The sequence below is a fragment of the Candidatus Zixiibacteriota bacterium genome (assembly GCA_034003725.1).
Classification (GTDB): Bacteria; Zixibacteria; MSB-5A5; order GN15; family FEB-12; genus WJMS01.
Window position 1 is genome coordinate 266,877 of the sequence record JAVEYB010000001.1, and the last position, 21,409, is coordinate 288,285.

21 protein-coding genes are annotated in these 21,409 nt (G+C 59.1%); 10 read left to right on the forward strand and 11 right to left on the reverse strand.

The annotated features are described in order from the left end of the window. Positions 1 to 134: 134 nt before the first annotated feature. From ccsA to pdxT, 4 genes are all read right to left on the reverse strand, one after another. Positions 135 to 2,387 carry a cytochrome c biogenesis protein CcsA gene (gene ccsA, locus RBT76_01205; protein ID MDX9856389.1) on the reverse strand — a complete coding sequence of 751 codons (2,253 nt, stop codon included), beginning with the start codon at positions 2,385 to 2,387 and terminating at the stop codon, positions 135 to 137. A 70-nt stretch (positions 2,388 to 2,457) separates the two neighbouring features. Next, positions 2,458 to 3,384, reverse strand: coding sequence for a 4-hydroxy-3-methylbut-2-enyl diphosphate reductase (gene ispH, locus RBT76_01210; GenBank protein MDX9856390.1), 927 nt, complete (start codon positions 3,382 to 3,384; stop codon positions 2,458 to 2,460). Beyond that, entirely contained in the window at positions 3,381 to 4,343 is a 963-nt protein-coding gene (lipA, locus tag RBT76_01215; protein ID MDX9856391.1) for a lipoyl synthase, read from the reverse strand. The genes ispH and lipA overlap by 4 nt, the downstream gene beginning before the upstream one ends. Then, positions 4,340 to 4,963: a pyridoxal 5'-phosphate synthase glutaminase subunit PdxT gene (pdxT, locus tag RBT76_01220; protein ID MDX9856392.1), complete on the reverse strand. Its 624-nt coding sequence runs from the start codon at positions 4,961 to 4,963 to the stop codon at positions 4,340 to 4,342. The genes lipA and pdxT overlap by 4 nt, the downstream gene beginning before the upstream one ends. Before the next feature lie 187 nt (positions 4,964 to 5,150). On the opposite strand from pdxT, the gene RBT76_01225 reads away from it, so the two are divergent. Further along, positions 5,151 to 5,429 carry a hypothetical protein gene (locus RBT76_01225; GenBank protein MDX9856393.1) on the forward strand — a complete coding sequence of 93 codons (279 nt, stop codon included), beginning with the start codon at positions 5,151 to 5,153 and terminating at the stop codon, positions 5,427 to 5,429. A gap of 21 nt (positions 5,430 to 5,450) precedes the next feature. After that, positions 5,451 to 5,813, forward strand: a complete 363-nt coding sequence (locus tag RBT76_01230; protein MDX9856394.1) for a hypothetical protein — start codon at positions 5,451 to 5,453, stop codon at positions 5,811 to 5,813. 412 nt (positions 5,814 to 6,225) lie between these two features. On the opposite strand, the gene RBT76_01235 is transcribed toward RBT76_01230, so the two are convergent. The 3 genes from RBT76_01235 to RBT76_01245 form a co-directional block, all read right to left on the reverse strand. Continuing rightward, a complete protein-coding gene (locus RBT76_01235; protein MDX9856395.1) occupies positions 6,226 to 6,969 on the reverse strand; it encodes a phage Gp37/Gp68 family protein in 744 nt (247 codons plus the stop codon). Positions 6,970 to 7,763: 794 nt separating this feature from the next. Continuing rightward, the gene (gene pdxS / locus RBT76_01240; GenBank protein MDX9856396.1) at positions 7,764 to 8,651 is read right to left on the reverse strand and encodes a pyridoxal 5'-phosphate synthase lyase subunit PdxS; all 888 of its coding nucleotides are present in this window, start codon (positions 8,649 to 8,651) and stop codon (positions 7,764 to 7,766) included. A gap of 205 nt (positions 8,652 to 8,856) precedes the next feature. Then, the gene (locus RBT76_01245) at positions 8,857 to 9,273 is read right to left on the reverse strand and encodes an Rrf2 family transcriptional regulator (GenBank protein ID MDX9856397.1); all 417 of its coding nucleotides are present in this window, start codon (positions 9,271 to 9,273) and stop codon (positions 8,857 to 8,859) included. A 325-nt stretch (positions 9,274 to 9,598) separates the two neighbouring features. Between RBT76_01245 and RBT76_01250 the strand changes: the two genes are divergently transcribed. The 7 genes from RBT76_01250 to RBT76_01280 all read left to right on the forward strand — a co-directional run bounded on the left by RBT76_01250 (position 9,599) and on the right by RBT76_01280 (position 15,328). Beyond that, positions 9,599 to 9,973, forward strand: a complete 375-nt coding sequence (locus tag RBT76_01250) for an iron-sulfur cluster assembly accessory protein (protein MDX9856398.1) — start codon at positions 9,599 to 9,601, stop codon at positions 9,971 to 9,973. After that, positions 9,970 to 10,290, forward strand: a complete 321-nt coding sequence (locus tag RBT76_01255; GenBank protein MDX9856399.1) for a DUF2480 family protein — start codon at positions 9,970 to 9,972, stop codon at positions 10,288 to 10,290. Before RBT76_01250 ends, RBT76_01255 begins: the two co-directional genes overlap by 4 nt. Positions 10,291 to 10,310: 20 nt before the next feature. Beyond that, on the forward strand, positions 10,311 to 10,631 hold the full coding sequence (locus RBT76_01260; protein MDX9856400.1) for a 2Fe-2S iron-sulfur cluster-binding protein: 321 nt from the start codon (positions 10,311 to 10,313) through the stop codon (positions 10,629 to 10,631). A gap of 236 nt (positions 10,632 to 10,867) precedes the next feature. After that, positions 10,868 to 11,623 carry a prepilin-type N-terminal cleavage/methylation domain-containing protein gene (locus RBT76_01265; protein ID MDX9856401.1) on the forward strand — a complete coding sequence of 252 codons (756 nt, stop codon included), beginning with the start codon at positions 10,868 to 10,870 and terminating at the stop codon, positions 11,621 to 11,623. A 104-nt stretch (positions 11,624 to 11,727) separates the two neighbouring features. Next, positions 11,728 to 13,434, forward strand: coding sequence for a DUF2341 domain-containing protein (locus tag RBT76_01270; GenBank protein MDX9856402.1), 1,707 nt, complete (start codon positions 11,728 to 11,730; stop codon positions 13,432 to 13,434). Continuing rightward, on the forward strand, positions 13,431 to 14,594 hold the full coding sequence (locus tag RBT76_01275) for a type II secretion system protein (GenBank protein MDX9856403.1): 1,164 nt from the start codon (positions 13,431 to 13,433) through the stop codon (positions 14,592 to 14,594). The genes RBT76_01270 and RBT76_01275 overlap by 4 nt, the downstream gene beginning before the upstream one ends. Continuing rightward, entirely contained in the window at positions 14,591 to 15,328 is a 738-nt protein-coding gene (locus RBT76_01280) for a hypothetical protein (GenBank protein MDX9856404.1), read from the forward strand. Before RBT76_01275 ends, RBT76_01280 begins: the two co-directional genes overlap by 4 nt. A gap of 14 nt (positions 15,329 to 15,342) precedes the next feature. Here the strand turns inward: RBT76_01280 and RBT76_01285 are convergent, their stop codons facing one another. Next, complete coding sequence (locus RBT76_01285; GenBank protein MDX9856405.1) at positions 15,343 to 16,491, reverse strand: saccharopine dehydrogenase C-terminal domain-containing protein; 1,149 nt, start codon at positions 16,489 to 16,491, stop codon at positions 15,343 to 15,345. 179 nt (positions 16,492 to 16,670) lie between these two features. On the opposite strand from RBT76_01285, the gene RBT76_01290 reads away from it, so the two are divergent. Beyond that, the gene (locus RBT76_01290; GenBank protein MDX9856406.1) at positions 16,671 to 16,994 is read left to right on the forward strand and encodes a histidine kinase dimerization/phospho-acceptor domain-containing protein; all 324 of its coding nucleotides are present in this window, start codon (positions 16,671 to 16,673) and stop codon (positions 16,992 to 16,994) included. Here the strand turns inward: RBT76_01290 and RBT76_01295 are convergent. The 3 genes from RBT76_01295 to RBT76_01305 all read right to left on the reverse strand — a co-directional run bounded on the left by RBT76_01295 (position 16,986) and on the right by RBT76_01305 (position 21,206). Continuing rightward, complete coding sequence (locus RBT76_01295) at positions 16,986 to 19,154, reverse strand: hypothetical protein (GenBank protein ID MDX9856407.1); 2,169 nt, start codon at positions 19,152 to 19,154, stop codon at positions 16,986 to 16,988. The genes RBT76_01290 and RBT76_01295 overlap by 9 nt on opposite strands. Before the next feature lie 97 nt (positions 19,155 to 19,251). After that, positions 19,252 to 20,244 carry a polyprenyl synthetase family protein gene (locus RBT76_01300; protein ID MDX9856408.1) on the reverse strand — a complete coding sequence of 331 codons (993 nt, stop codon included), beginning with the start codon at positions 20,242 to 20,244 and terminating at the stop codon, positions 19,252 to 19,254. Between the two features lie 134 nt (positions 20,245 to 20,378). Beyond that, positions 20,379 to 21,206, reverse strand: a complete 828-nt coding sequence (locus RBT76_01305; GenBank protein MDX9856409.1) for an alpha/beta hydrolase — start codon at positions 21,204 to 21,206, stop codon at positions 20,379 to 20,381. Positions 21,207 to 21,409 lie beyond the last annotated feature (203 nt).

Sequence of the window (21,409 nt, forward strand, 5' to 3'; positions counted from 1 at the left end):
CTGTGTCCACCGACACATTGAGTCGTTCGAAGGTTACGTGGTCAAACGCCCCTGACCACGCTCTAAAGAAGTACGTTTCTCGAATAAATGCAATAAAATTCTGAGCGCCACAATCGCTTTTTGGCCCGCCCGCGCTACGCGACATCGCGCGTCGCGATAACCGCGCGCTCGGTGTCGGCCGTCTCAACGATCTCCGTTCCGCGGTTCTTGCGGCGGCGACGCTGTACCATGCTCATACCGCCGCCGGCAAACGCAAGGAAGGTCCCGAGCCAGAACAGCACGATCCACGGCTTCTCCGAAATATCGATCGTCAGCGTCGCGGCCACCATCGAGTCGCCCGTCGGGACGAAATCGCCGTGGAACTGTAGCATGACGCCCCCGTTGTCCGGGTCCACGCCGGTAATATGGACGGAGCCCCGACCACCGTCGAACGACGCCACAATCGGCGTAATCTCCCGATTGGACACCGAAAGCGACGGAGCGATTTCTTCGCTGTTTCCGTCACGGATGATCGTAAGACGCGCCGCCGCCGTCATGTCCGACATCGACTCGCCGCCGTGCGCGCCCTTCACGTCGAACTCGTGAAACGTCACCGCGTATTCACCGATCTGTCCCGACTCCCCCTTCGTCAACGTCATCGCACCCGGATCGGGAACAGCCGGACGTTCGATTGAAACCGGCGACAAATACAGGTCCCGGTTAAGGTAGTTTTGCACGAACGGCTTCTTCATGACACCTTCGGAGTTGCGGGGAAACTCATGCGGAAGCGTCGCGATAAAGACTCCGCGACCGTCGTCTACCTCGACGTGGCAATCGAACCCCTTGGGCGTATCCTGCATATGCGTGAAGCGCAAACGATAGTCGTCCACCTGAACCCATTCGTTCTGTTTCAGGGTGACGATCGCCGACGTCGCAAAGCCCGCCGACGTCGCCGCGCCGATCAGCGCCAGCGCCAGCCCCACATGTGACAGGTATCCCGGCTGCGAAATCGGATTACGCAACGACAGCAGGTACACCCACCCGTTACTCACGATCGCCCACGCCGCAAACCCGAACAGCAGCAGATACAGCAGGTTGTTGGTGTACCCGGTGAGCAGCAGTATCGCGATCACAACTGCAGCTGCCGATGCGCCGACTATGATCAGCCGCGGCCGGTCCAGCCCTTTGTTCCATCTGAAGGCCGGAAACAACGAAACCAGAATGAGAATCGCCACCGCGATTGGAGTCATGGTATTGAAGTAATATGTCAGCCCGACATTGGATGGGTTCTCGGCAAGGCGCGTTATGAGCGGCGACGACGTTCCTGCGAGTACCAGCGCACCCCCCAGCGACAATAACAACACGCCGAGAGTCACCAGGTACGCGCGGGAATTGACCGTTGCGAACGATTTCTCCGGATCGATATCTCGCCACCGCCAGAGCACCAGCGACAGCCCGAGCAGGATGAAAAACAGCAACCCGCCGATCAGAAACTGGTTGATCCCCAGATCGACGAACGAGTGTACGGAAAAATCGGCCAGCACGCCCGACCGCGTCAGAAATGTCCCGTACAGCACCGACCACAGCGACAGACAGACGGCGATGAGTGAGAAACGAAGCAGCCCGCGGCGCTGTCGCTTGATGAACAGCGCGTGCACCTGTGCGGTTAAAAACAGCCACGGTATCAACGATGAATTTTCCACCGGGTCCCACGCCCAGAATCCGCCCCAGCCGAGCGTTTCATACGCCCAGTATCCCCCCAGGACCAGCGCCACACCCAGCCCGGACCAGGCAAACAGCGTCCAGCGACGCGCGGCTTCGGACCACGTCTGGTAATTGCGCTCCACCAGCGCCGTCATCGCGAAGGCGAACGGAAACACCGCGCCGGCAAAACCCAGAAACATGATCGGCGGGTGAATAGTCATCCAGTAGTTCTGCAGGAGCGGGTTCAGCCCCGATCCCTCCTCCCGCCACACGGGCATCAACTCGAACGGAGACTTCTTCAGCAGGATGAGCAGTATCGACAGAATGAAGAGATTGACGAACACCATATTGCCGCGCTCGAACGGCCCGGCCGTCCGCATCATCACCAGGCCCATCACGCCGACGAAAAACACCCACAGAAGAAACGTTCCTTCCTGCCCTCCCCACAGCGACGACCACAGGTAGTACACGGGCATATCGGTGGAGGAATAGGAAAAGACATACTTCACCGTGAAGTCGTGGGTCAGAATCAGGTACAGCAGCGTTATCATCGCCAGCGCCGCCGACCCCGTTGAAATCTGGAAAAAACGCCGCGCGAGACCGACCAAATCCTCGCGGCCACGCCACGCCAGCAGATAGGCTATCAATGAAAAGACGGCGAAGCCGAACGATGCGACTATGAAGAAATCACCCAGATACGGCATGGTACCTCACCTGCTTGTCGTGGTCACGATATTCACCCGCCCGGATGATGCTCTCGGAGTCCCGGCGTCGTCAGCGGGCCGTGCCCGCTACATTGCGGATTCGCTGCTTCTTTTCAGGTAGTACCACGTGCGCCGTACCGCCCGATATATCGACCAGCTTCTGCACGACCGCCTCGACCAGAAAATCGGGGGTCGATGCGCCTGCGGATATACCGACTTTCTCGATCTCCGGCTGGTCGATAAACCAGCGCTCGTCGATATCGTCGGCTGAATTGATCAGGTACCCCCGACCGCACAACTCATGCGAAATCTTCGCCAGCCGGGTGGAATTGGCGGAGCTCTTGGATCCGACCACCAGCATCATGTCCATGTGCGGCGCCAGCGCCAATATCGCCGATTGCCGCTTGTTGGTGGCGTTACAGATGGTGTCGAATATCTCGATATGCGGCCACTTCTCCTGGGCCGCCTTCTTGAACTCTTCGGTTTTGGACATCTCCGATGTCGTCTGGACCGTCAACCCCAGCTTGCGATCCGTCCACGACGGCAAACCCGCAAGCTCCTCGATTGACGATACCACCGTGATTCGGTCCGGCGCGTAGCCGACCACTCCCTCGGTCTCGTCGTGGTTGCGGTCGCCGTAATGGATCACGTAGTACCCCTGCGGGACGACCTTCTTGATGATATCGTATATCACGGTCACCAGCGGACAGGTCGCATCAACCACGTTCAAACCCTTGGCCCCGGCCCGCCGAATCACGTCCGGGGCGATACCGTGCGCCGATATGATCAGCGTCCCTTCGTCGACATCATCGACCGAAAACGCCTGCCCCACCCCCTGGCTGCGAAACCGCTCCACCACCGCTTCGTTGTGCACGATTTCGTTGAGAATCGTCACTTTCCCGGACGATTTCTCCGCCGTCTCCTCGGCGATATTTATCGCACGCTTGACACCCATGCAAAAACCGTGGTGCCGGGCGATATGGATCTCCTTGATCATGAAACCTCCAGGAGGTGCTTCGACTGATGAAACGCCTTGTACGAACTGCGCACCAGCGGCCCGGCTTCCACGTGCCCCAGCCCGACCTGCTCCATCCCGATCCGCGCCAGCTCGGCGAACTCCTCAGGATGATAAAACCGCTCAACCGGTAGATGCGCCAGCGACGGCCTCAGGTACTGTCCGATCGTGACAATATCCACGCCCGCCGCATGACACTGGTACATCAGCTCCATCAGCTCATCCTTCGTCTCCCCCAAGCCCACCATGAATCCGGTCTTGATCACGGGGCGTGGAGAATACTGCGATGCTATTCTGAGGACTTCCAGCGATCGGTCGAGCTTCGCCGCACCGCGCACCCGCTTGTGCAGCCGCCCCACCGTCTCGACATTGTGCGCAAAAACGTCGATTCCGGCGTCGAGTACCGTATAGATATCCTGCCTCCGGCCGGTGAAATCCGGCGTGAGGACTTCCACCTTGACTTCTTTATCCTGCCTTCGGAGGAGCTCTACAGTCCGGGCAAATGTAGAGGCTCCCCCATCCGGCAGGTCATCTCTGGTGACCGAGGTGATCACCACTTGCTTGAGCTTGAGCTGGGCCACCGCATCGGCCAGCCGCTGCGGCTCCTCCAGGTCATGTCCGATCGGCTGGGCCTTGAGCACGTCGCAGAAATTGCAGCCGCGCGTGCAGTGCTTGCCCAGAATCATGAAAGTCGCGGTGCCTTCATCCCAGCACTCGCGGATATTCGGACAGGCTGCCTCCTGACAGACCGAGTGCAACCCGGTGGTCTTCAGGATATCTCTGACCCGCTCGAAGTTCGGCCCGTTTTTCGGGCGTATTCTGATCCACTCCGGCAGACGCTGGTGTGGCGTATTCATTCGCCTGGATACCGGTGGCGCTTTGGGATTCGGCGACTCGGCCGAATAGCGTTCCATCGGTTGGGTAAAAAAGACTTTATTCATCCATCTAATATACGTTTATGATCGGCGCTGTCGAGCAAAAAATGTTCGAAAAAATACGCCAGCAGTGTCGTGTCCGTTTCCAGTTCACTGTGAAACGATGCCGCCAGAATATTGTTCTGCTCCACCAGCACCGGCCAGTCCTGAAACCGCGCCAGCACCGTCACGGCCGCCCCCGCTCGCGTCACCCGGGGAGCCCGGATAAACCCGCCCAGAAAGCGCTTTTTCGTCCCGTGAAAGTCGGCCTCGATCTCTTCCTCAAACGAAAAAACCTGCCGCCCGTAATCGTTCCGGGCAACATCGATATCAATCAATCCAAACGTCTTTACGCCGGCCTGGTTCCGCTCGATTTCCTTCGCCAGCAAAATCATCCCCGCGCACGTGCCGTAAATCGGACGCGCCGCGCCAAACTCGGCGATCGGCTGCCGAAGGCCGAACCGATCGATCAGGATGTCCATCGTCGTCGACTCCCCCCCCGGCACGATCAGCGCGTCGAGCCCCTCCATATCGCGCGGCAGCCGCACTTCGCGGTACCGCGCCCCCAGCGACTCGATCTGCCGCTTGTGCAGCCCGTAGTCGCCCTGCAGCGCCAATACTCCGATTGTTTTGTCACTGGCGTTCATGATCTCTACATAACACACGCGAGAAGGAAAAAGGTGCCGAAATATATCGGCTCGCGCCTGAATGTAAAGACCTCTGATCGACCGGTTATGACGGTTAGATATGAAACCCCCGACGCCGGTCCGCATATAATGGAGCAAATAATTCCACGAATCTCTTACACTGCGGATCTCGAAAAAGGACTAACCTATGAACGCACGACTCGTATGGCCGGCGGCAGCGCTGGCCACAGCGATGCTTATGGTGAGTTGCACCGGCGATGCCCCGGTCGAAATCGCCGAGAACCGGCCGGTCGCCTACGTAACGGCCGAGGGCGCCCCGACTGACACGAGCGCCAGCCCCATGCCGTACATGCTGATGGCCGACAGTCAGGTCACCGTAAACGACCGCTGCCCCGTCCGCAAAGTCCGGCTGAGCCTTCGCCTTCCTGCGCTGTACGTCAACGGGCGGCCGGTCGGGTTCTGCTGAACTCCCTGCCAGAAGGTCTTCGTGCAAGACCCCGGATTTTATCTGAACCAGCTCGGCGTCAGCGTCCCGTCGTTATTCGATTCGGCGACACCGGCGGTCCTTGATAGCAGGTTCGCAAGCTTTGTCGACTTCGAAGCGTTCTATTTTGCTTCAGCAGGCGAGAAACAGCGGTTCGACCGGGACATCGTGAAGCACTGCGGCATCGTTACCGACCCGGTGAGCAAAGAACGCTTCCGACCGACCGAGCAGTCACCGCGCATGGTGTACAACGACCGCACGTACCTGTTTGCTTCGGACTCGACCCACGCAACGTTCGCGATGATGCCCGATATGTACTGGCTTCCGAACTACTCGATGTATCCGAAAAGCGACTCAGCGCTGTAGGTCCGCGTCGCCCACAGCACCGACTGTCCGCGTCGCCCACAGCACCGACTGTCCGCGTCGCCCATAGCACCGACTGTCCGCGTCGCCCATAGCTTGGGGCTTGTTGAATAAAGCCTATGTGAGTGCGGTCAGGCGACCCCGCCTGACCGCACTCGCTAAAACCGCCATTTGTACTCAATGACTTCCGTCGAATGTCGCCCCGCCTCGGGCGGGGACGGCAGGGGAAGATGTTACAGGACTTGTGGCCCACCTAAAGTCCCCGCCTCGGGCGGGGATGGCAGATGGGAATGTTACAGAACTTGTGGCCCACCTAAAGTCCCCGCCTCGGGCGGGGACGGCAGGTGGGATTGCAGATGTTCCGTCAGATGCTTGGCCGCTCGCCATGGCGAGCGGGCTACATCTGACGGCCAGACTACAACAACCGCCCCTGCGCCTCCCCCCGCACATACAACTCCGGCATCGCCTCGTACAACCGCCCATCGAGCCTCCGGCCCGCGCGCTTTTTGTTCACCCCGCCCCACTGCTTGAAAAAGAAATGCACCCCCTGAACCTCGCACTGGTCGCGGATATCCCGCACCCACTCCGGTCTGATCGGACGCGCCCCCGGGCCGGACTCCCCGCCCACAATCGCCCAGTCAATCCCACTCAGGTCGAGATCAGACAGCGGCCCCAACAGCGGTTCGAGCGACAGAAACTTGACCGTCGCCCCGGTCGCGCAGAGGTCCTTGATTCGGTAGACATACTCTCGCCGCTCGACCGTTACCCCCATCCACACATTCGGCGGCCAGTCGATCTCACTGGCGATTCGTTTGAGGCGCTTCGAGCGCTTGGTGAGAATCTGGAACGTATGCAAATCGGCCCGGCGCATGACATCGAATATCCGCTGGATGTATTCTGTGGGCACCTGATCGTGAAAGAGGTCGGACATCGAATTGACAAACACCACTCGCGGCTTTTTCCACGACAGGGGCGCTTCAAGCAGGTCCGGGTGAAGCGTGACCGCGAACCCGTTTTTGTACTTGGCCACTCCCATCGCCTGAAGCCGTTTCGCCATGCGGGCGGCATAGCAATGTTCGCACCCCGGCGACACCGCATCACACCCGGTGACCGGGTTCCAGGTCAGCCACGTATACTCGATTCTGGCATGGTCGGACATCTGAGAAATGTAGTGGCAGCATTGAGACTCAAGAATCACATTCGACGCTCTCTTGAGAGGGCGGGGTCGCCCACAGCTTGCTGTGGGTTCCACTCGCCCGCTCCCACTTTCCCCACCACTTCACACCTGATCACGAAAACGCCGCCCTCCACAAAACAAAGGCGGTCGCGTCGCCCACCCGCCTCGGGCGGGGACGGCAGGTGGGTTCGTCATTCCACGCCCACCCGCCGCGGCGGGTAGAAGGGTGACGTCTTTCGAACGCCGACTGAGTCAAATTCGCATGCCCTCCACTTTCGCTACCAACTCGGAGGAAATAATGTGACCGCCCCCTCTTGTAGAACAAAGGAGGTACCATGCATCCGTTCACGCCCTTTCCGCAGGTATTTACTCCCCCCGGAAGCGTCGACCGAAGAGAAGAGAACAATAGGGTACCCCTAAAAATGACAAAACAAAGCCATTTCGCTGTAACCGACTGTGACACAACCTCGTACAACGACTTTTTACGTTTTCGGTGGTGCTTTTCTGGATGAATTGAGGAAGGATTCCCCCGCCACGCCGGACGGGAATGACACATCTGGGATGTTTTCGTCGACATGACTCCAAGACAGACGAAGTCTGTCATTCCCTCGGACGAGGGAATCTATCTTGAAAGAGAAACAGGTCGCAGACCTGTCCGCCCGGGTCGCCCACCTCGCCATGGCGAGCGGGCTACATCTGACGGACCCCCAAACAAAAACCCGGCTCGCCCTCGCGAACCGGGTCAAAGGATAACTCTGATGAAAACCGCGCGCGCCTTACCGCACCTGCAACTGCTCTTCTTTCGGGATCGACTCCGCCTGGATCCCCTTCATCGCGCCGCCCAGCCCGTGCGAGTGCTCCGCGATCACCGCGAAATCCTGCCAGTGCGTGGTCGCGTTGACGATCGCCGTACCGTACTTCTCGGGGTTGCTCGACTTGAAAATGCCCGAGCCGACAAACACCGCCTCGGCGCCCAGGTGCATGCACAACGCCGCATCGGCCGGCGTCGCCACTCCGCCTGCGGCGAAATTCGGCACCGGAAGCTTGCCCGTCTCCGCAACCTTGCGAACCAGATCGATCGACACCCGGTGCTCTTTCGCCACCCCGTACAGCTCGGTCTCGGTCATGGCGGTGAGCGAGCGCATCACCGATGTAATCTCTCTCAGGTGCTTCACGGCCTGCGAAACGTCGCCCGTTCCCGCCTCGCCCTTGGTGCGGATCATCGCCGCCCCTTCGGAGATACGCCGAAGGGCTTCGCCCAGGTTGCGACAGCCGCACACGAACGGTACCTTGAAGTCCCACTTGTTGACATGGAAAACGTTGTCCGCCGGCGTCAGCACCTCGGACTCATCGATGAAGTCGATCTCCATCGTCTCCAGCACGCGCGCTTCCACGAAATGCCCGATCCGGCACTTCGCCATGACCGGGATCGTCACCACCCGCTTGATGCCGTCGATAATGTCCAGATCGGCCATGCGGGCGACCCCGCCCTCGGCCCGGATGTCGGAAGGCACGCGCTCCAGCGCCATGACTGCGGCCGCACCGCACTGCTCGGCAATCTTGGCCTGCTCCGGGCTCGTAACGTCCATTATGACGCCGCCCTTGAGCATCTCGGCCAAACCGATTTTCACCTTGTGTTCCTTGCTGTCGAACCGTGTCATCATTGCTTCTATCCTCCGACGACTTACTGCCTCTTCTATACCTTCAACAGCAAGCCGAGTGTGTTCGTTCGTAGCCCCGCAGGGCTTTTTCAGCCACGCAATATAGCATCGTCCACCGGTCTCCCACAACCGGAAATGGAAAAGGCCCGCGCGGGCCGACTGCCCGGGCAGACCTTCGATATCGAATCATTCCGGCGGAGGGCCGTCTCTACCGGCGCACTCCGCGGCGGGCGTACTTGCCGAAATGGTGCTTCGCGAGCGCCTTCTTCACGCTGGTCTCCTGGACTTCCCAGAACTCGCGGAACTGGCAGCCGCCGTACTGGTCGCAGCCGCAATTGGGGCCTTCGGTACACAGGTTCATGTGGATCGGCCCCTCGATCGCCTCGATCACGTCGAGGAATGAAATCTCTTTGGGGAGGCGGGAGAGACGATAGCCGCCGGTCACGCCCTGGTAGGACACCAGGATGCCGCTTCGGGTCAAATCCTTGAGTATCTTCGCGAGAAACTCGCGCGGAATCGACTCGGCCTCGGCAATCGAATTGATCGACCCCAGCTTCCCCTTCGGCAGAGTCGAAATGTGCCGCACCGCCCGAAGTGCATAGTCGGCCTTACGTGATAATTGCATCGTCACACATCCTTGCTGTCACTGGCTCTTGGAATATGTCAGAATCATTTACCCATGCTTCCACATTTACCGGCCTAAAATAGTAAAAAGGCTCTGCTTAGTCTACAAAAAAATTGCATTTTGGACCATTTTTTCTCCGACACCGCCCCGCCGACCTGCTTGCGCCCCCGTCAGTTCCCCGCCAAATCCGGTTCATGGACCAAATTCGGCCATTTTTTACGAAATCTCGAAAAATCGTGAACCGCCGGCCACTGCCGCTGTTATATTCGACGACCGGGCAGGGGGACATGGGTCTGTAATTCGAAAGCGATCGAAGGAGATAGCAATGGCTGACCAGATGACTTCCGGCGGCGTTCAACCGCAGGCCGATGAGCAGATCGTGCGCGTGACGCCACAGGCGGTAGCCGAACTCAAACGGCTGATTGGCCGGGAAAAAGAAGAAAACCTCTTTGTCCGTATCGGCGTTGCTTCGGGCGGCTGCTCCGGAATGTCCTACGCCATGGAATTCGACAACGAGCCCAAATACACCGACCACGAGTTCGATTTCGACGGCCTCAGGGTTCGCGTCGATTCCTCGGCCCTTGTCTACATCAAGGGCTCGATCGTGGACTACAAAGGTGGGTTGCTCGGCGGCGGCTTCAGTTTCGAAAACCCCAACGCCAAGCGCTCCTGCGGCTGCGGTACTTCGTTCACCTGCTGAGGGTTACGCGTTCGATGGCATTTGTGGTGGTGGACCCGGCCGAGTTCCTGACCGATGGTGCGTTCTTCGAAGATTCCTTCATTGACAAAGCCGGGGCTGTCGATTGGAATTCCTTCGCCGGCCGTCAGGTACTTGTGCGCGGCTGTAATTCTACCGTTATTCCCCCCTGGGCGTACATGTATATCACCGGAAAGCTCGCCGGAGTGGCCAGGTCCGTCCGCTTCGGCAATGAACACGACAATATCGTGGTGTACCGCGCTCCGGCCTCGCCGCCGGAAGATAACGCCCCACTGAAGTCCGGTCCGGGCACTCGATAAGGAGGTTGAGTCTGGCTGCTATGCCGAAAGTAACGTTTCTGCCATTGGATATCGAGGTGGACGTCCCCGAGGGAACGATAATTCTCGATGCGGCGCTCGACAACAACATCAAAATCGATCATAACTGCGGCGGCAACTGCGCCTGCTCCACATGCCACGTGATCGTCGAAAAGGGCTTTGAGACGCTGAACGAGAAGACCGAAGACGAAGAAGATATGCTCGACGAGGCGGAGAATCTCACCGATCATTCCCGGCTCGCCTGCCAGTGCAAGATTACGTCGGATCTGATCGTCAGAATTCCTGAGAAGTCGTCGGAGTGGGACGACGACGATACCTTCTAATCGATTTCAAGCCCCCGCCGGATCCCGGTCACCGATCGGGTTCCGCCCTTCCGACCTGCTTCCCGCGACCGACCGGGCCAATACGGTTTCGCCGGGAATTCCCGTCTCAACCCCTCTGACTCCGTATCGCAATACTACTCCTACCGCTATCTCCCCCAATCTCTTAGCGTAAACTCCCGCCTGAATCAGTCGATATACGGACTAAGCGGCTCGCCGAAGGTCGCCGGACTATTACTATGCCATACCACCGTCTCAAGAGCCAGTGCGGCTATTCACTTATCGAACTGATCATTGTCGTGATGATCATCGGCCTGATTGCCGGAATCGCCGTGAGATCGCTGCGAAGCAGCAACGAAGTATCTCGTACCAATGCGACTCTTGCGAGGATGGACCTGTTGGCCTCCGCCATCGCCGGCAACCCGGACCGGGTATCAGGAGGTGTTCGCTCCGACTACGGTTATGTCGGCGACATTGGCTCGTTGCCGCCGACACTCGACGCACTTGTCACTGACCCGGGCGGACTGGCAACCTGGCGCGGCCCTTATGTCACTGACAAGTTCGGAAACGGTGGACCGGACTACACGTTCAGACAGGACGCGTGGGGCGTGCCGTTCCAATACTCCGGCGGGGCTTCCATAGTGTCCACTGGTTCCGGCACCACGCTGACGAGGCATATCGCAGCTTCGGTCGAAGACCTGCTCTACAACAGCGTCACGCTGGCGATCACCGATGTCGAGCGCGTGCCGCCCGGCTCCACTTATCGCGATTCCATCCGTGCGGTGCTGGTGTACCCGGATGGCGCCGGATCATACCGGTGGCGTTCCGCAACCCCCGACGCCGGCGGACGGCTCGAGTTTGACTCGATACCTGCAGGGCTCCATCGCCTGCACATCATATACCTTCCCGACTCGGACACGATCACACGATTGGTCAATGTCGACCCGGGCAGAACCTTTTACACCGATATCACGCTGACACGGGGGCTCCATTGATTCGCCGGCATCGCACATACTTGCCCGACTGCGGATTCAGTCTCATTGAGCTGCTGGTATTGATTGTAGTTGTTGGGATCCTCGCGGCAGTGGCGATGCAGTCGATGACCAGTCTGGTCATCGACACGAGACGTATCAAAACGGAACGCGAAATGGAGATGCTGGCAAAAGCGATTGCCGGTGATCCCTCTGTGTTACAGTCCGGCGTGCGGGCAGACTTCGGATACTTCGGAGATGTGGGTGCCTTCCCCTCCGACCTCGACGCGTTACTGGTGAATCCGGGCCTCAGCACCTGGCGCGGACCATACCTTCCGCCCGGGATGGTAGAGGATACAACCGGCTTCCTCCGTGACGAATGGGGTCAGTCCTACCAGTACACCGGCGGAGTCGAAATCGTCTCCCAGGGCGGCGGCTCTTCACTCACTCACAGCCTCGCTGACGACCCGTCGGATTACCTTCTGAACTGGTATGCCGGGGTCGTCCTGGATGCATCCGGAGGCGTGCCCGGCCCGATTTACCGGGACTCGGTAACAGTGACGTTGACCTATCCGGACGGTGCGGGGTCGATGACGAGTCAGTCCATTCACCCGGATTCATCAGGTGCGTTTGCACTGTCGAATGTACCGGCGGGGCGACACCGTATCGAGCTCGTCTTTCTCCCGAGTGTTGATACGCTGGTTCGGTACGCCACCGTGCTGCCTCGCCACAACGGCACGGCCACCTTCAGGTTTGCCGCCGACTACTTCGGAGGAAGCCCCTCGGGATTCGGCCGCCGCGCCGAACTCATCATAGTGGCGGCACGCGTGCCCGCAGATCTGGCCGACTTCCCATTGTTGCTTACCAGGTTGAATCTTCCTTCGGAAATGCTCGATGCCGACGGAGCCCATCCGGCGGACAACGGAGGCGGCGACATTCGCTTCACCCTGGATCGCAACGGCAACAACGTGCTCGCATGCGAGATTGTCGAGTTTACCCCAAACAACATTCCATCCAACGCCTCGGCCGAAATATGGGTCAAAGTGCCGTTTGTCTCGGGCAGCGTGAACACATCGATCTGGGTGTGGTATGATAAACCCGGCGCCACCCAGCCGCTTCCCGACGATCCCGGCGGAGCCTATGAAGTGTGGGACTCCAATTACGTGCTCGTTCACCACCTCGATGACAACCCTGGCGGTATCGCACCCCAGGCAATTGACGCCACCGGCAACGGCAATAACGGCACCTCGCTCGGAGGAATGAACAGCAGTGATCTCGTCGGCGGGCGGATCGGTCGGGCGATCGACTTCGACGGCAACAATGATTACATTCGCATACCGGCAGCCGGTGCGACCGTCACCGGCAAAGCTATTACGATGGAAGGGTGGATGTACCTTCGCCGTGCAACCGGTGATGCCAACCTCATGGAGCGGGGCTCCAACTACGCCCTGTGGGAAATTCGCGACGGGGGCACGCCGTACAATGTTTTCTTCGACAACTCCTGGCGCAGATTCAATTTCGGACGGGCGGCAACCTGGTTCCTGGATGACTGGCACTATGTCGTATGTACGTACGATGGCGCGCAGGTTCGCTCCTACATCGATGGAGACCCGGACCGAACGTACAGCTACACGAGTGATCTAAATCCCACCGCAAGCAACTACGATCTGGGCATTGCGCTCAACGCCGGCTGGAACGACTCCTACTATCGCGGACGCGTGGACGAAATTCGGGTATCCCGCGTGGTACGGTCCGCTGCCTACGTAAAAGCGCAGTTCAACAATCATGACAGCCCCGCCACCTTCGTTCTACCGCAGACACCGGAGACCCCATGAAGTCGATCCGAGCCTCCACATGTGGTCGATCCGGCGGATTCACGCTCATCGAACTGGTGATCGTGATCGTGATTGCCGGGATTCTCGTGACCGTGGCCCTTCGGGGCGGTCGCTCGATCAGCGAGACGACAAAGCTCGAAGAGACACGCCGAGAGCTCGACGCGCTCGCTCACGCAATCGCGGGCAATCCCGCGCTGCACAACAACGGTATTCGCTCGGACTTCGGGTATGTCGGCGACGTCGGGGCGGTGCCGCTGAGTCTCGATAATCTCCACACCAACCCCGGTGCGTTTGCGACGTGGCGGGGACCATATATCGAGAATCGATTTGTACAAACATCCGACGATTTCAAAGTGGATGCATGGGGCGTGCCGTACACGTATAGCGGTGGCGCGGTTATTACGTCTACCGGTTCAGGATCTCCGTTAACACGTCGAATCATTGAGTCGCTCGATCACTTGCTGTACAATTCTGTGAGCGGCAACGTCTACGATCTTGACGGCACCCCTCCCGGCGATACCATGGCCGATTCGGTCATCGTCCGGCTGACCTATCCCGATGGCGCGGGCGGCATGACCACCGGCCAATTGACCCCGGACGGCGGCGGATTCTTCACCTTCGACTCCATCCCTGTCGGCAACCACGATCTTATGCTGGTGTATCAGCCAACGGCGGATACCTTGCATCGGTTCGTGTCCGTGCTTCCGGACAGCCGGTTGTATACCGAATACCACTTGCCATCAAACGTCTGGCCCCCCGGCGCCGGCGGAACCACCGGTTCAATTGCACTCGCGGGTGGTTCGGACTCCCTGTATTCGGACTGCCACGGATTCTCCGTGTGGATCGAAAACAACGGCGGTACCGACATAGAAGTGGAGTGGGTAAGATTGAGCTGGCTCTCCCCGACCGCCTACTATCGCTACGTCATCTGGGACGGCGCCACCGTCGTGAATCAGAACAACCCGCAGGTTGCATCGGGGCAGACCGCGACGTTCTCGACACCGCAGACGCTGCAGGCAGCCTCATCGATCCGAATCGACTTTGATTTCTTCAAGGCGTTTTCGAACGGTGGTCCCAACGTCGATATTGACCACACCAACTTCACGTTGGCGTTTTCCGACGGCTCGACCTTCGACGTCACGACCGGGAGTTGTCCATGATACGGCGTGCAGAATTTCAGCGCGGCTTCACGGTGGTGGAGCTGGTGATCATCATCGTGACTATAGGTATTCTTGCCACTATCGCCACACGCCAGCTGCAGCCGTCGATAGAGACGGCCAGATTCGAACAGACCAAACTGGAGATGGAACAACTGGCATGGGCGATCGCCGGAAACCCGGAGGTCCGCACCAGCGGCGCGCGGACAGATTTCGGTTATGTCGGCGATATTGGTGCGCTGCCCGCCACCCTTGAGGTGCTGGTCTCAAACCCGGCAAGCTTCCCCAACTGGAAAGGTCCCTACATCGAGCCTGGCATCAATGGATGGGAATACAGGCGCGACGCGTGGGGCACCGATTACACCCTCTCGGGCACGGTGCTTCGATCGACCGGCTCGGGACAGACTATCGAGAAAGTCATTTGCGCCCAGGCGGCCGAGCTCACATCAAACGACGTGCGCGGGATGCTGCTGAACGCGGACGGATCCATGCCGGGACCGGTCTGGTCCGACTCCGTCATGCTTCGATTGATCCATCCCAACGGCGCGGGGGCGCTGGTCGCCAGTGTGACCGCTCCGGCTCCCGACGGTTCGTTTTCGTTCGCGGGTGTACCGGTCGGTAACCACTGTCTGCAAATGATCTATACGCCTTCCGGCGACACCCTGTCCTATTCCGTATGCGTTCAACCCGGACGTACGACCCGGGTTGAATTGATTTCGCCGATCGATCTCTGGTGATCGCGGCCGGGGACCTACAGATCCTCCTCGCGAATGGACAGGTTGATCCCGCGCTTCTTCAACTGGGGGATAAACAGCTTTGGATTGATGGCGACTTCCTGCGGCTTGACCCCGCGAGCGCTGATCTGCCCGTCGGCAGCCATCCAGGCGACGATCGCGGCCGGAAACGCGGTTGTGCGCATCATCGCAGTCAATCCCGTGCGAGTATCCTGCCGGTCGACTATCTCATAGACTACGCGTCTGGTCACACCGCCTGCGATCCCATCGACCGTCACGCGTAACAGCACCAAATCCAGATCGCCAAATGACAGATTTCGGTCGAGAACAGCCTTAAATACCGCCCGTGGCTCGACCGAGTGACCGTCGACCGTCAGTTTGTGGCGCGACGCCAGTCCGAGTTCAAGCATGGGACGGAACAACTCGCAATGGCCCGGATAGCGGATAGTCTTGTAATCGAGAAAATCTACCTTCCCCTCGAACGTGTCGGGGAGAGTCGATGTCCCGCCCGATGTATAAAACGCCTCGAGCTTGCCAATACCGTCGAATTCCAGCGATTCGATCGAGGTCATCGGATTCACCGTCTTTTTCTTTCCCCCCTCGAGAATAAGGCACGGCTCCCAGTACTCGTTGATCAGACCTTCGGAGGAAAACACCATCTGGTAATTAAGCGGAGGACGCGGCGACTGGGGCAGACCGCCAACCCGGATTTTTACCGAAAGGGCCTTGTCGAACCGACTGATTCCATCCGCGGCGAGCACAGCCACCATGCCCGGAGCGAGCCCGCAGTCCGGAACAATGATGACCCCGGCTTTTTCCGCCTCGTCGGACATCGCCAGTTGATCGCGCACGGCGTCGTTATTGCCCCCCAGGTCGCACAGGTGACAGCCCGCTTTGATGGCGGCTCGGGTCAGGCCGGGATTGTACCGGTACGTCACGCAGGAAACCGCGGCATCGTACCGGGCAAAAATTCGTTCGACCGCGTCCTCGTCACCGGCGTCGAGCGTCCCGTGCTCTGCCTTTCCGCCACCGTAGGCGCCGGCGATCTCCTTCGCCAGCGCTCCATCGATATCAAATACACCAACCTGTTCAACGCCGTCAGCGCGGGAAAAGTCGTACAGGGCCGCCCGGCCCATCAGTCCCGCCCCCAATACTGCCAGTTTCATAAAGTCCTCCAGATGGTTGTGGCGAATATAGGGGGAAGCAGCACGGTTCAAAAGAAATTATCGAGCGTTAATCGTCATCAGGGTTCATTTCGGTAGTTCTTGTTCCGATACATAGATGTATAGAAGATCCCGGGTATCTGGATTACTTTGGCGACACCTATGGGCGAGGGATTCAGTCCATGCCGACCAACACGTTAAACGAACGCCAGCACCGCGACCTGATCGTCCTGCAACAGCTCAAACCGTACCTGGCCGAGTGCCTGAGTCTCAATCACGAAATCAACAATCCACTCGCCGGGATAATCGGCTATGCCGAGTACATGCTCGATGACGACCAGCCGCTCACGGAAGACCAGCGCCACTACATCGGGCAAATCATGAGGTGCGCCGAGCGGATTCGCGCCCAGGTGGCAACACTCTCGCAGCAGAAAGCCGCATTAGCAGAGAAGATCGATCTTGAGGCGGTTCTAGATGAATTTCGCCGGACTGGGGCCTCAGACTAAGTGGTTGAGCTTGCGGAGCAACCACTCCATCGCAAGTAATCCAATGAACAGCAGCAACAGCCAGAGCTTGTTGAAGAACGTGATTTTCCCCTCCACCGTCTCCACCGCAGGAGTTGTATCGATAGACGCCAGCGCCTGCTCGAACTCTCTGAACGTGTGGTAGGAACCGCCGGACTGACCGGCAATCGCCCGCAGCACCTGCGGGTTTCCGCTCTGGTCGAACTCCTCCAGTGAAAACGACTCGACCTGGATCGCCCCGGTCGTCCGCTTCAGTTCCCGTCCGCCGTTCTCGATGAAAGCCTCATAGGAATATTCTCCGGGCGGGAGCTGCTCAAAGTCGGCCCGATAACGGCCCTCGCCGAGCTCAAGCAAATCGCGTTCGAACCGATCATCACCCCCGCGGCTCTGCAGGGAGACAGACCCGGTTGCGCCCTCAATCGGGCGGAATCCGAGATCTCCGGCAAAACCCGAAAATCGAACGGTTTCCCCGCGGGGGAAGACCTGCTTGTCAGGACCGATCCGGACTGGATCAAAGTCGTCCGCGACCGTGAGCCACTCGGCGGCGCCGTTAACCAGCGCCTGATACGTCTCGGCCCCCTGCCCGAGCCCCAGCGTAACAAATCCCCACGGCCAGTAGGGACCGGCGGCGGAAGCCAGAACCTTTCCGGGACCGACACGCTTGTATCCGAGAATCGGCAACCGCGCCCACGGACTGCCCCCGCCGACAAAGGCAAGCATGACGGCGTCAGGATCAGCCGAATCGCACGGAACCAGCGTCCCGAACGGCGGCATGTTCAACCAGACGTCGCGGATAGCAGCCCGACTCTCTGCCAGTCGGACGGCCGGATGGAAAAGCTGCCCTTCCGCCGGTTCCCCGTCGAACTGCGCGTACTGGATCTCGCGCCGCACACTCTGGAAAAAGGGCAGCATGCCATTAAACCAGGCGACCGGGCCGCGAGCGGCAAAGCGTTCACCCATCATGACCCACAGGCCGCCTCCCTTGTCGGCAAGGTATGATTCCAGCAGCGGGCGGCTCGATTCCAACTGTTGTGGATCGGGATCGTGAAGCACAACCAGATCGTACCGATTCAGTTCCGTCTGGCGCTCCGGGAGACGCCCGCCAAGGTTACCCGACACCGGCGCGGTTACCACCAAGTCGACATCGTACTTATCCGATTGGTCCAAATACCGTTTGAAAAAGCCGACTTCGTAGTCGGGTCGGGAGGTTGCCAGCAATACCAGAAGTCGGCTCTTGAGAACCTTAACGGAAATCGTCCGGGAGTTATTGTCGGTCGTTTCTTCACCGTCCAGCGGCACGATGGCAATCTCAAGCAGGTGCTGTCCGGGATCGGTCGGCGTGTACGTGAGCGCCACGTCACCGAATCCCCCCTCCTGACCTATAGTGTACCTTGTTTGTGTGAGCGCTCGGTTGCCCTGCCGAAGCTCTATGAGCGCTTCCTTTCCGGAGGCGTTATGCCAGGAAAGGCGAGCCGTGATCTGAGTCGACTGGCCGACAAATTGCACGAGATCATAGTCGAGGTCGGCCAGGCGGATATCGAAAGCGCCCACGTCGATCGCCATATCGACTGCTATCACGGCAGTACGCAGCCGGGACGCAACATCGACAGGGTCGCGGCCCGCATTGGACCGCCCGTCGCTTATCACCAGCCAGTAGTCGGCCGGCGCGGTCAACTGCTGCTGGTCTGCTTCAAACAGAATGTCTCCGAGCGCGGTGCTGGACCGGTCGACCTGTACCGGTGAGGCGGAAAGATCGGCGCCGAAATACCGCGTCGTCAATTCCACAGCACTTTCAAGATCGCGGAAGGTCTCGATCTGTTGAAGAGAATCGACTCGCGCGGCCCGGGTCGCGCCAAGCTCCTGTCGGTCCATGCTGGCCGAATGATCGATCAGCGCAAGGACGCGGCGGGTGCGTTCGTATTCTCGGCTGTAGCTGACCACGGGCTCCAGAAGCGCAAGCATCAGCAGCGCCACCGCCCCGACCCGGAGCGTGCCGAGCAAAAGGCGGAGCCACGCGGGCAGCGGCGGGTTGGTCCGGCGATACAACCAGACAGCCAGCCCTATGAGCACCGCCAGCGATATCCAGGCCAGCAGCGGCGTTCCGGTCCGGAACCCTATCGAAATGTCCGTGAAAGAAAACACTTGCCCCTTTATACTGACCATCGGGAGGCGGGGTTGACTGTTTTCAGGAAAACAAGTGTGAAAACGCGACCGGCGGCCGACTCAGTCATGGCGGCAGTTACGACGCCCTGGCAACCGTATAATGCACCATCGCGGCCAGCGACTGGTAATACACGGAACTCTCCTTCTGTGGGAGCGCGTCGAGTCCCTGCCGACACAGTTCATCCGCCCGACGATACGCATAGTCTACGCCGCCGTTCTCGTGCACGAAACGATATACCTTCTCAAACGCCTCTTCCCCGCCCCGTTTGTCGCTGTCACTCAAGTACGAAATGATCTCCCGCCCACTGGCTTCGTTTACCTGTTTGAGTGCGAAAATCAGCGGCAACGTCACTTTGCCGGTGAGGACGTCGTTGCCCAGTTCCTTGCCTGTGACTTCCGGATCCCCCACAAAGTCCAGCAGGTCGTCCGCGATCTGAAACGCGGTCCCGACTTTCTCCCCGAACGTGGCGAATCGTTCGCGTTCCGTCCGATGCCGATTGTTCAGTATGGGGCCGGTTTCGCAGGAGACGTTAAACAGCGACGCCGTCTTGTCGGATATGATCTCGAGATATTCCTCTTCGGACAACGAATAATTGGCGGTTTCCTCGATCTGCCGCAGTTCGCCGACCGAAACTCGCTCGGTGGCTCGGGAGATTGCCGCTATCAGATCCATCGAATTGGCCGCCACCATGATACGGAACGCTTTGGCAAACAGATAATCACCCATGAGCACGGAGATGAGGTTGGTCCACTGCGCGTTGACCGTTTTCAGCCCCCGACGCACCTCGGCGGCATCAACAACATCATCGTGCAACAGCGTCGCAGTATGGATCAACTCGATCGCAAGCGAAGCGTCTACCGAGTGTTCGGTAAAATTGTCCGATGCCCGCGAAGAAAGAAAGACGAAAGCGGGCCGTATGCGCTTGCCGCGTGATTTCAGCAGGTGCCGGGCGATGGAACTGATCAACGGCGAGTCGCCTTTGAGATAGTCCGCAAGCCGCCGATCGAACAACTCCAGATCGGGTTGCACCGGACTGGCATATTCCTGCATCTTCTTAACGTCAAGCATCCTGCATCCATTCCCGGTTGTGTGAAGCGGAAAAATACGGCCGATCACCGGCCATGTCAATCGGTTTGGATCAACGTCGATCCGCCTCGATTGATAGAAACGACCGATTTGAGGCTCCTGTTCCGAAAACCGGCTCAACGAGCGATGAAATCGGCGTCGGCAGTACCGCGAATCAGGCTTTGAAGGGCCGCCCGATAGGCGGGAATGTCGAAATAGCCGCGGTCGTTGTGTCCGCCGACTAGCTCGACAAAGCGCTTCGGCGCGGGAGCGGCATCGTACAGCATTTGGCCCATGTCAAACGGGACTATCTCGTCGTGTGGTGAATGGGTCACCAGAACAGGGCACGACACGCGACCGATTTTCGACAGCGAGTCGAATCTGTACTTTATCAGCAAACCGATCGGCAGAAACGGGTACATCCGGCGGCCCATATCGGCGGCCGAGGTGAATGAGGACTCCACAACCAGCCCCGCACACCTAGCCCGCGTCGCCGCCTCAATCGCCACTGCACCACCCAGCGAACGACCGAACAGGATCACCCGGTCCGGTGGTGTGTTCTTCTGATCCCGCAGCCATGCCAGGACAGCCGACACGTCTTCATAACATTCATTCTCTCCCGGGGATCCCTCGGACTTCCCATAGCCGCGATAATCGAACAACAGCACGTTCGCCCCCAGCGATACCCAGAAGGCGGCCGACTCGATGCGATGCGAGATATTTCCGGCGTTCCCATGACAGAGGACGATGGTCCGGGCGGTATCGCTGACCGGGAAGTACCAGCCGTGCAGTCGCTGATCCGGCGCGACTTCAACTCGCACGTCCTCGTATCCCATGCCCCAGTCAGCCGGAGACTGAGCAATATCGCGGGACGGGAAGAAAATCAGCTTGTGTTGCTGGAAATACAGGAAGGCGGAGAATATGAGAAACACGCCGACGGCGATGCCGGTTATCCACAGCAACATACGTAACAATTTCCCGGCGAGATATCCCATCCCACCACTAAACTCCCGTTCACGTTACAGTGTGTGAAGCACCCTATGCTTTCTATCACGCATTCGGACGTTGCCTGACTCACCATCTTTCATCGCCATCGCGCGGTTGCCGCACCGTGACGATTCAGTCAACTCGCAAGCTTGCGCGCCGCTGTCTCCACAGTACCAGAACA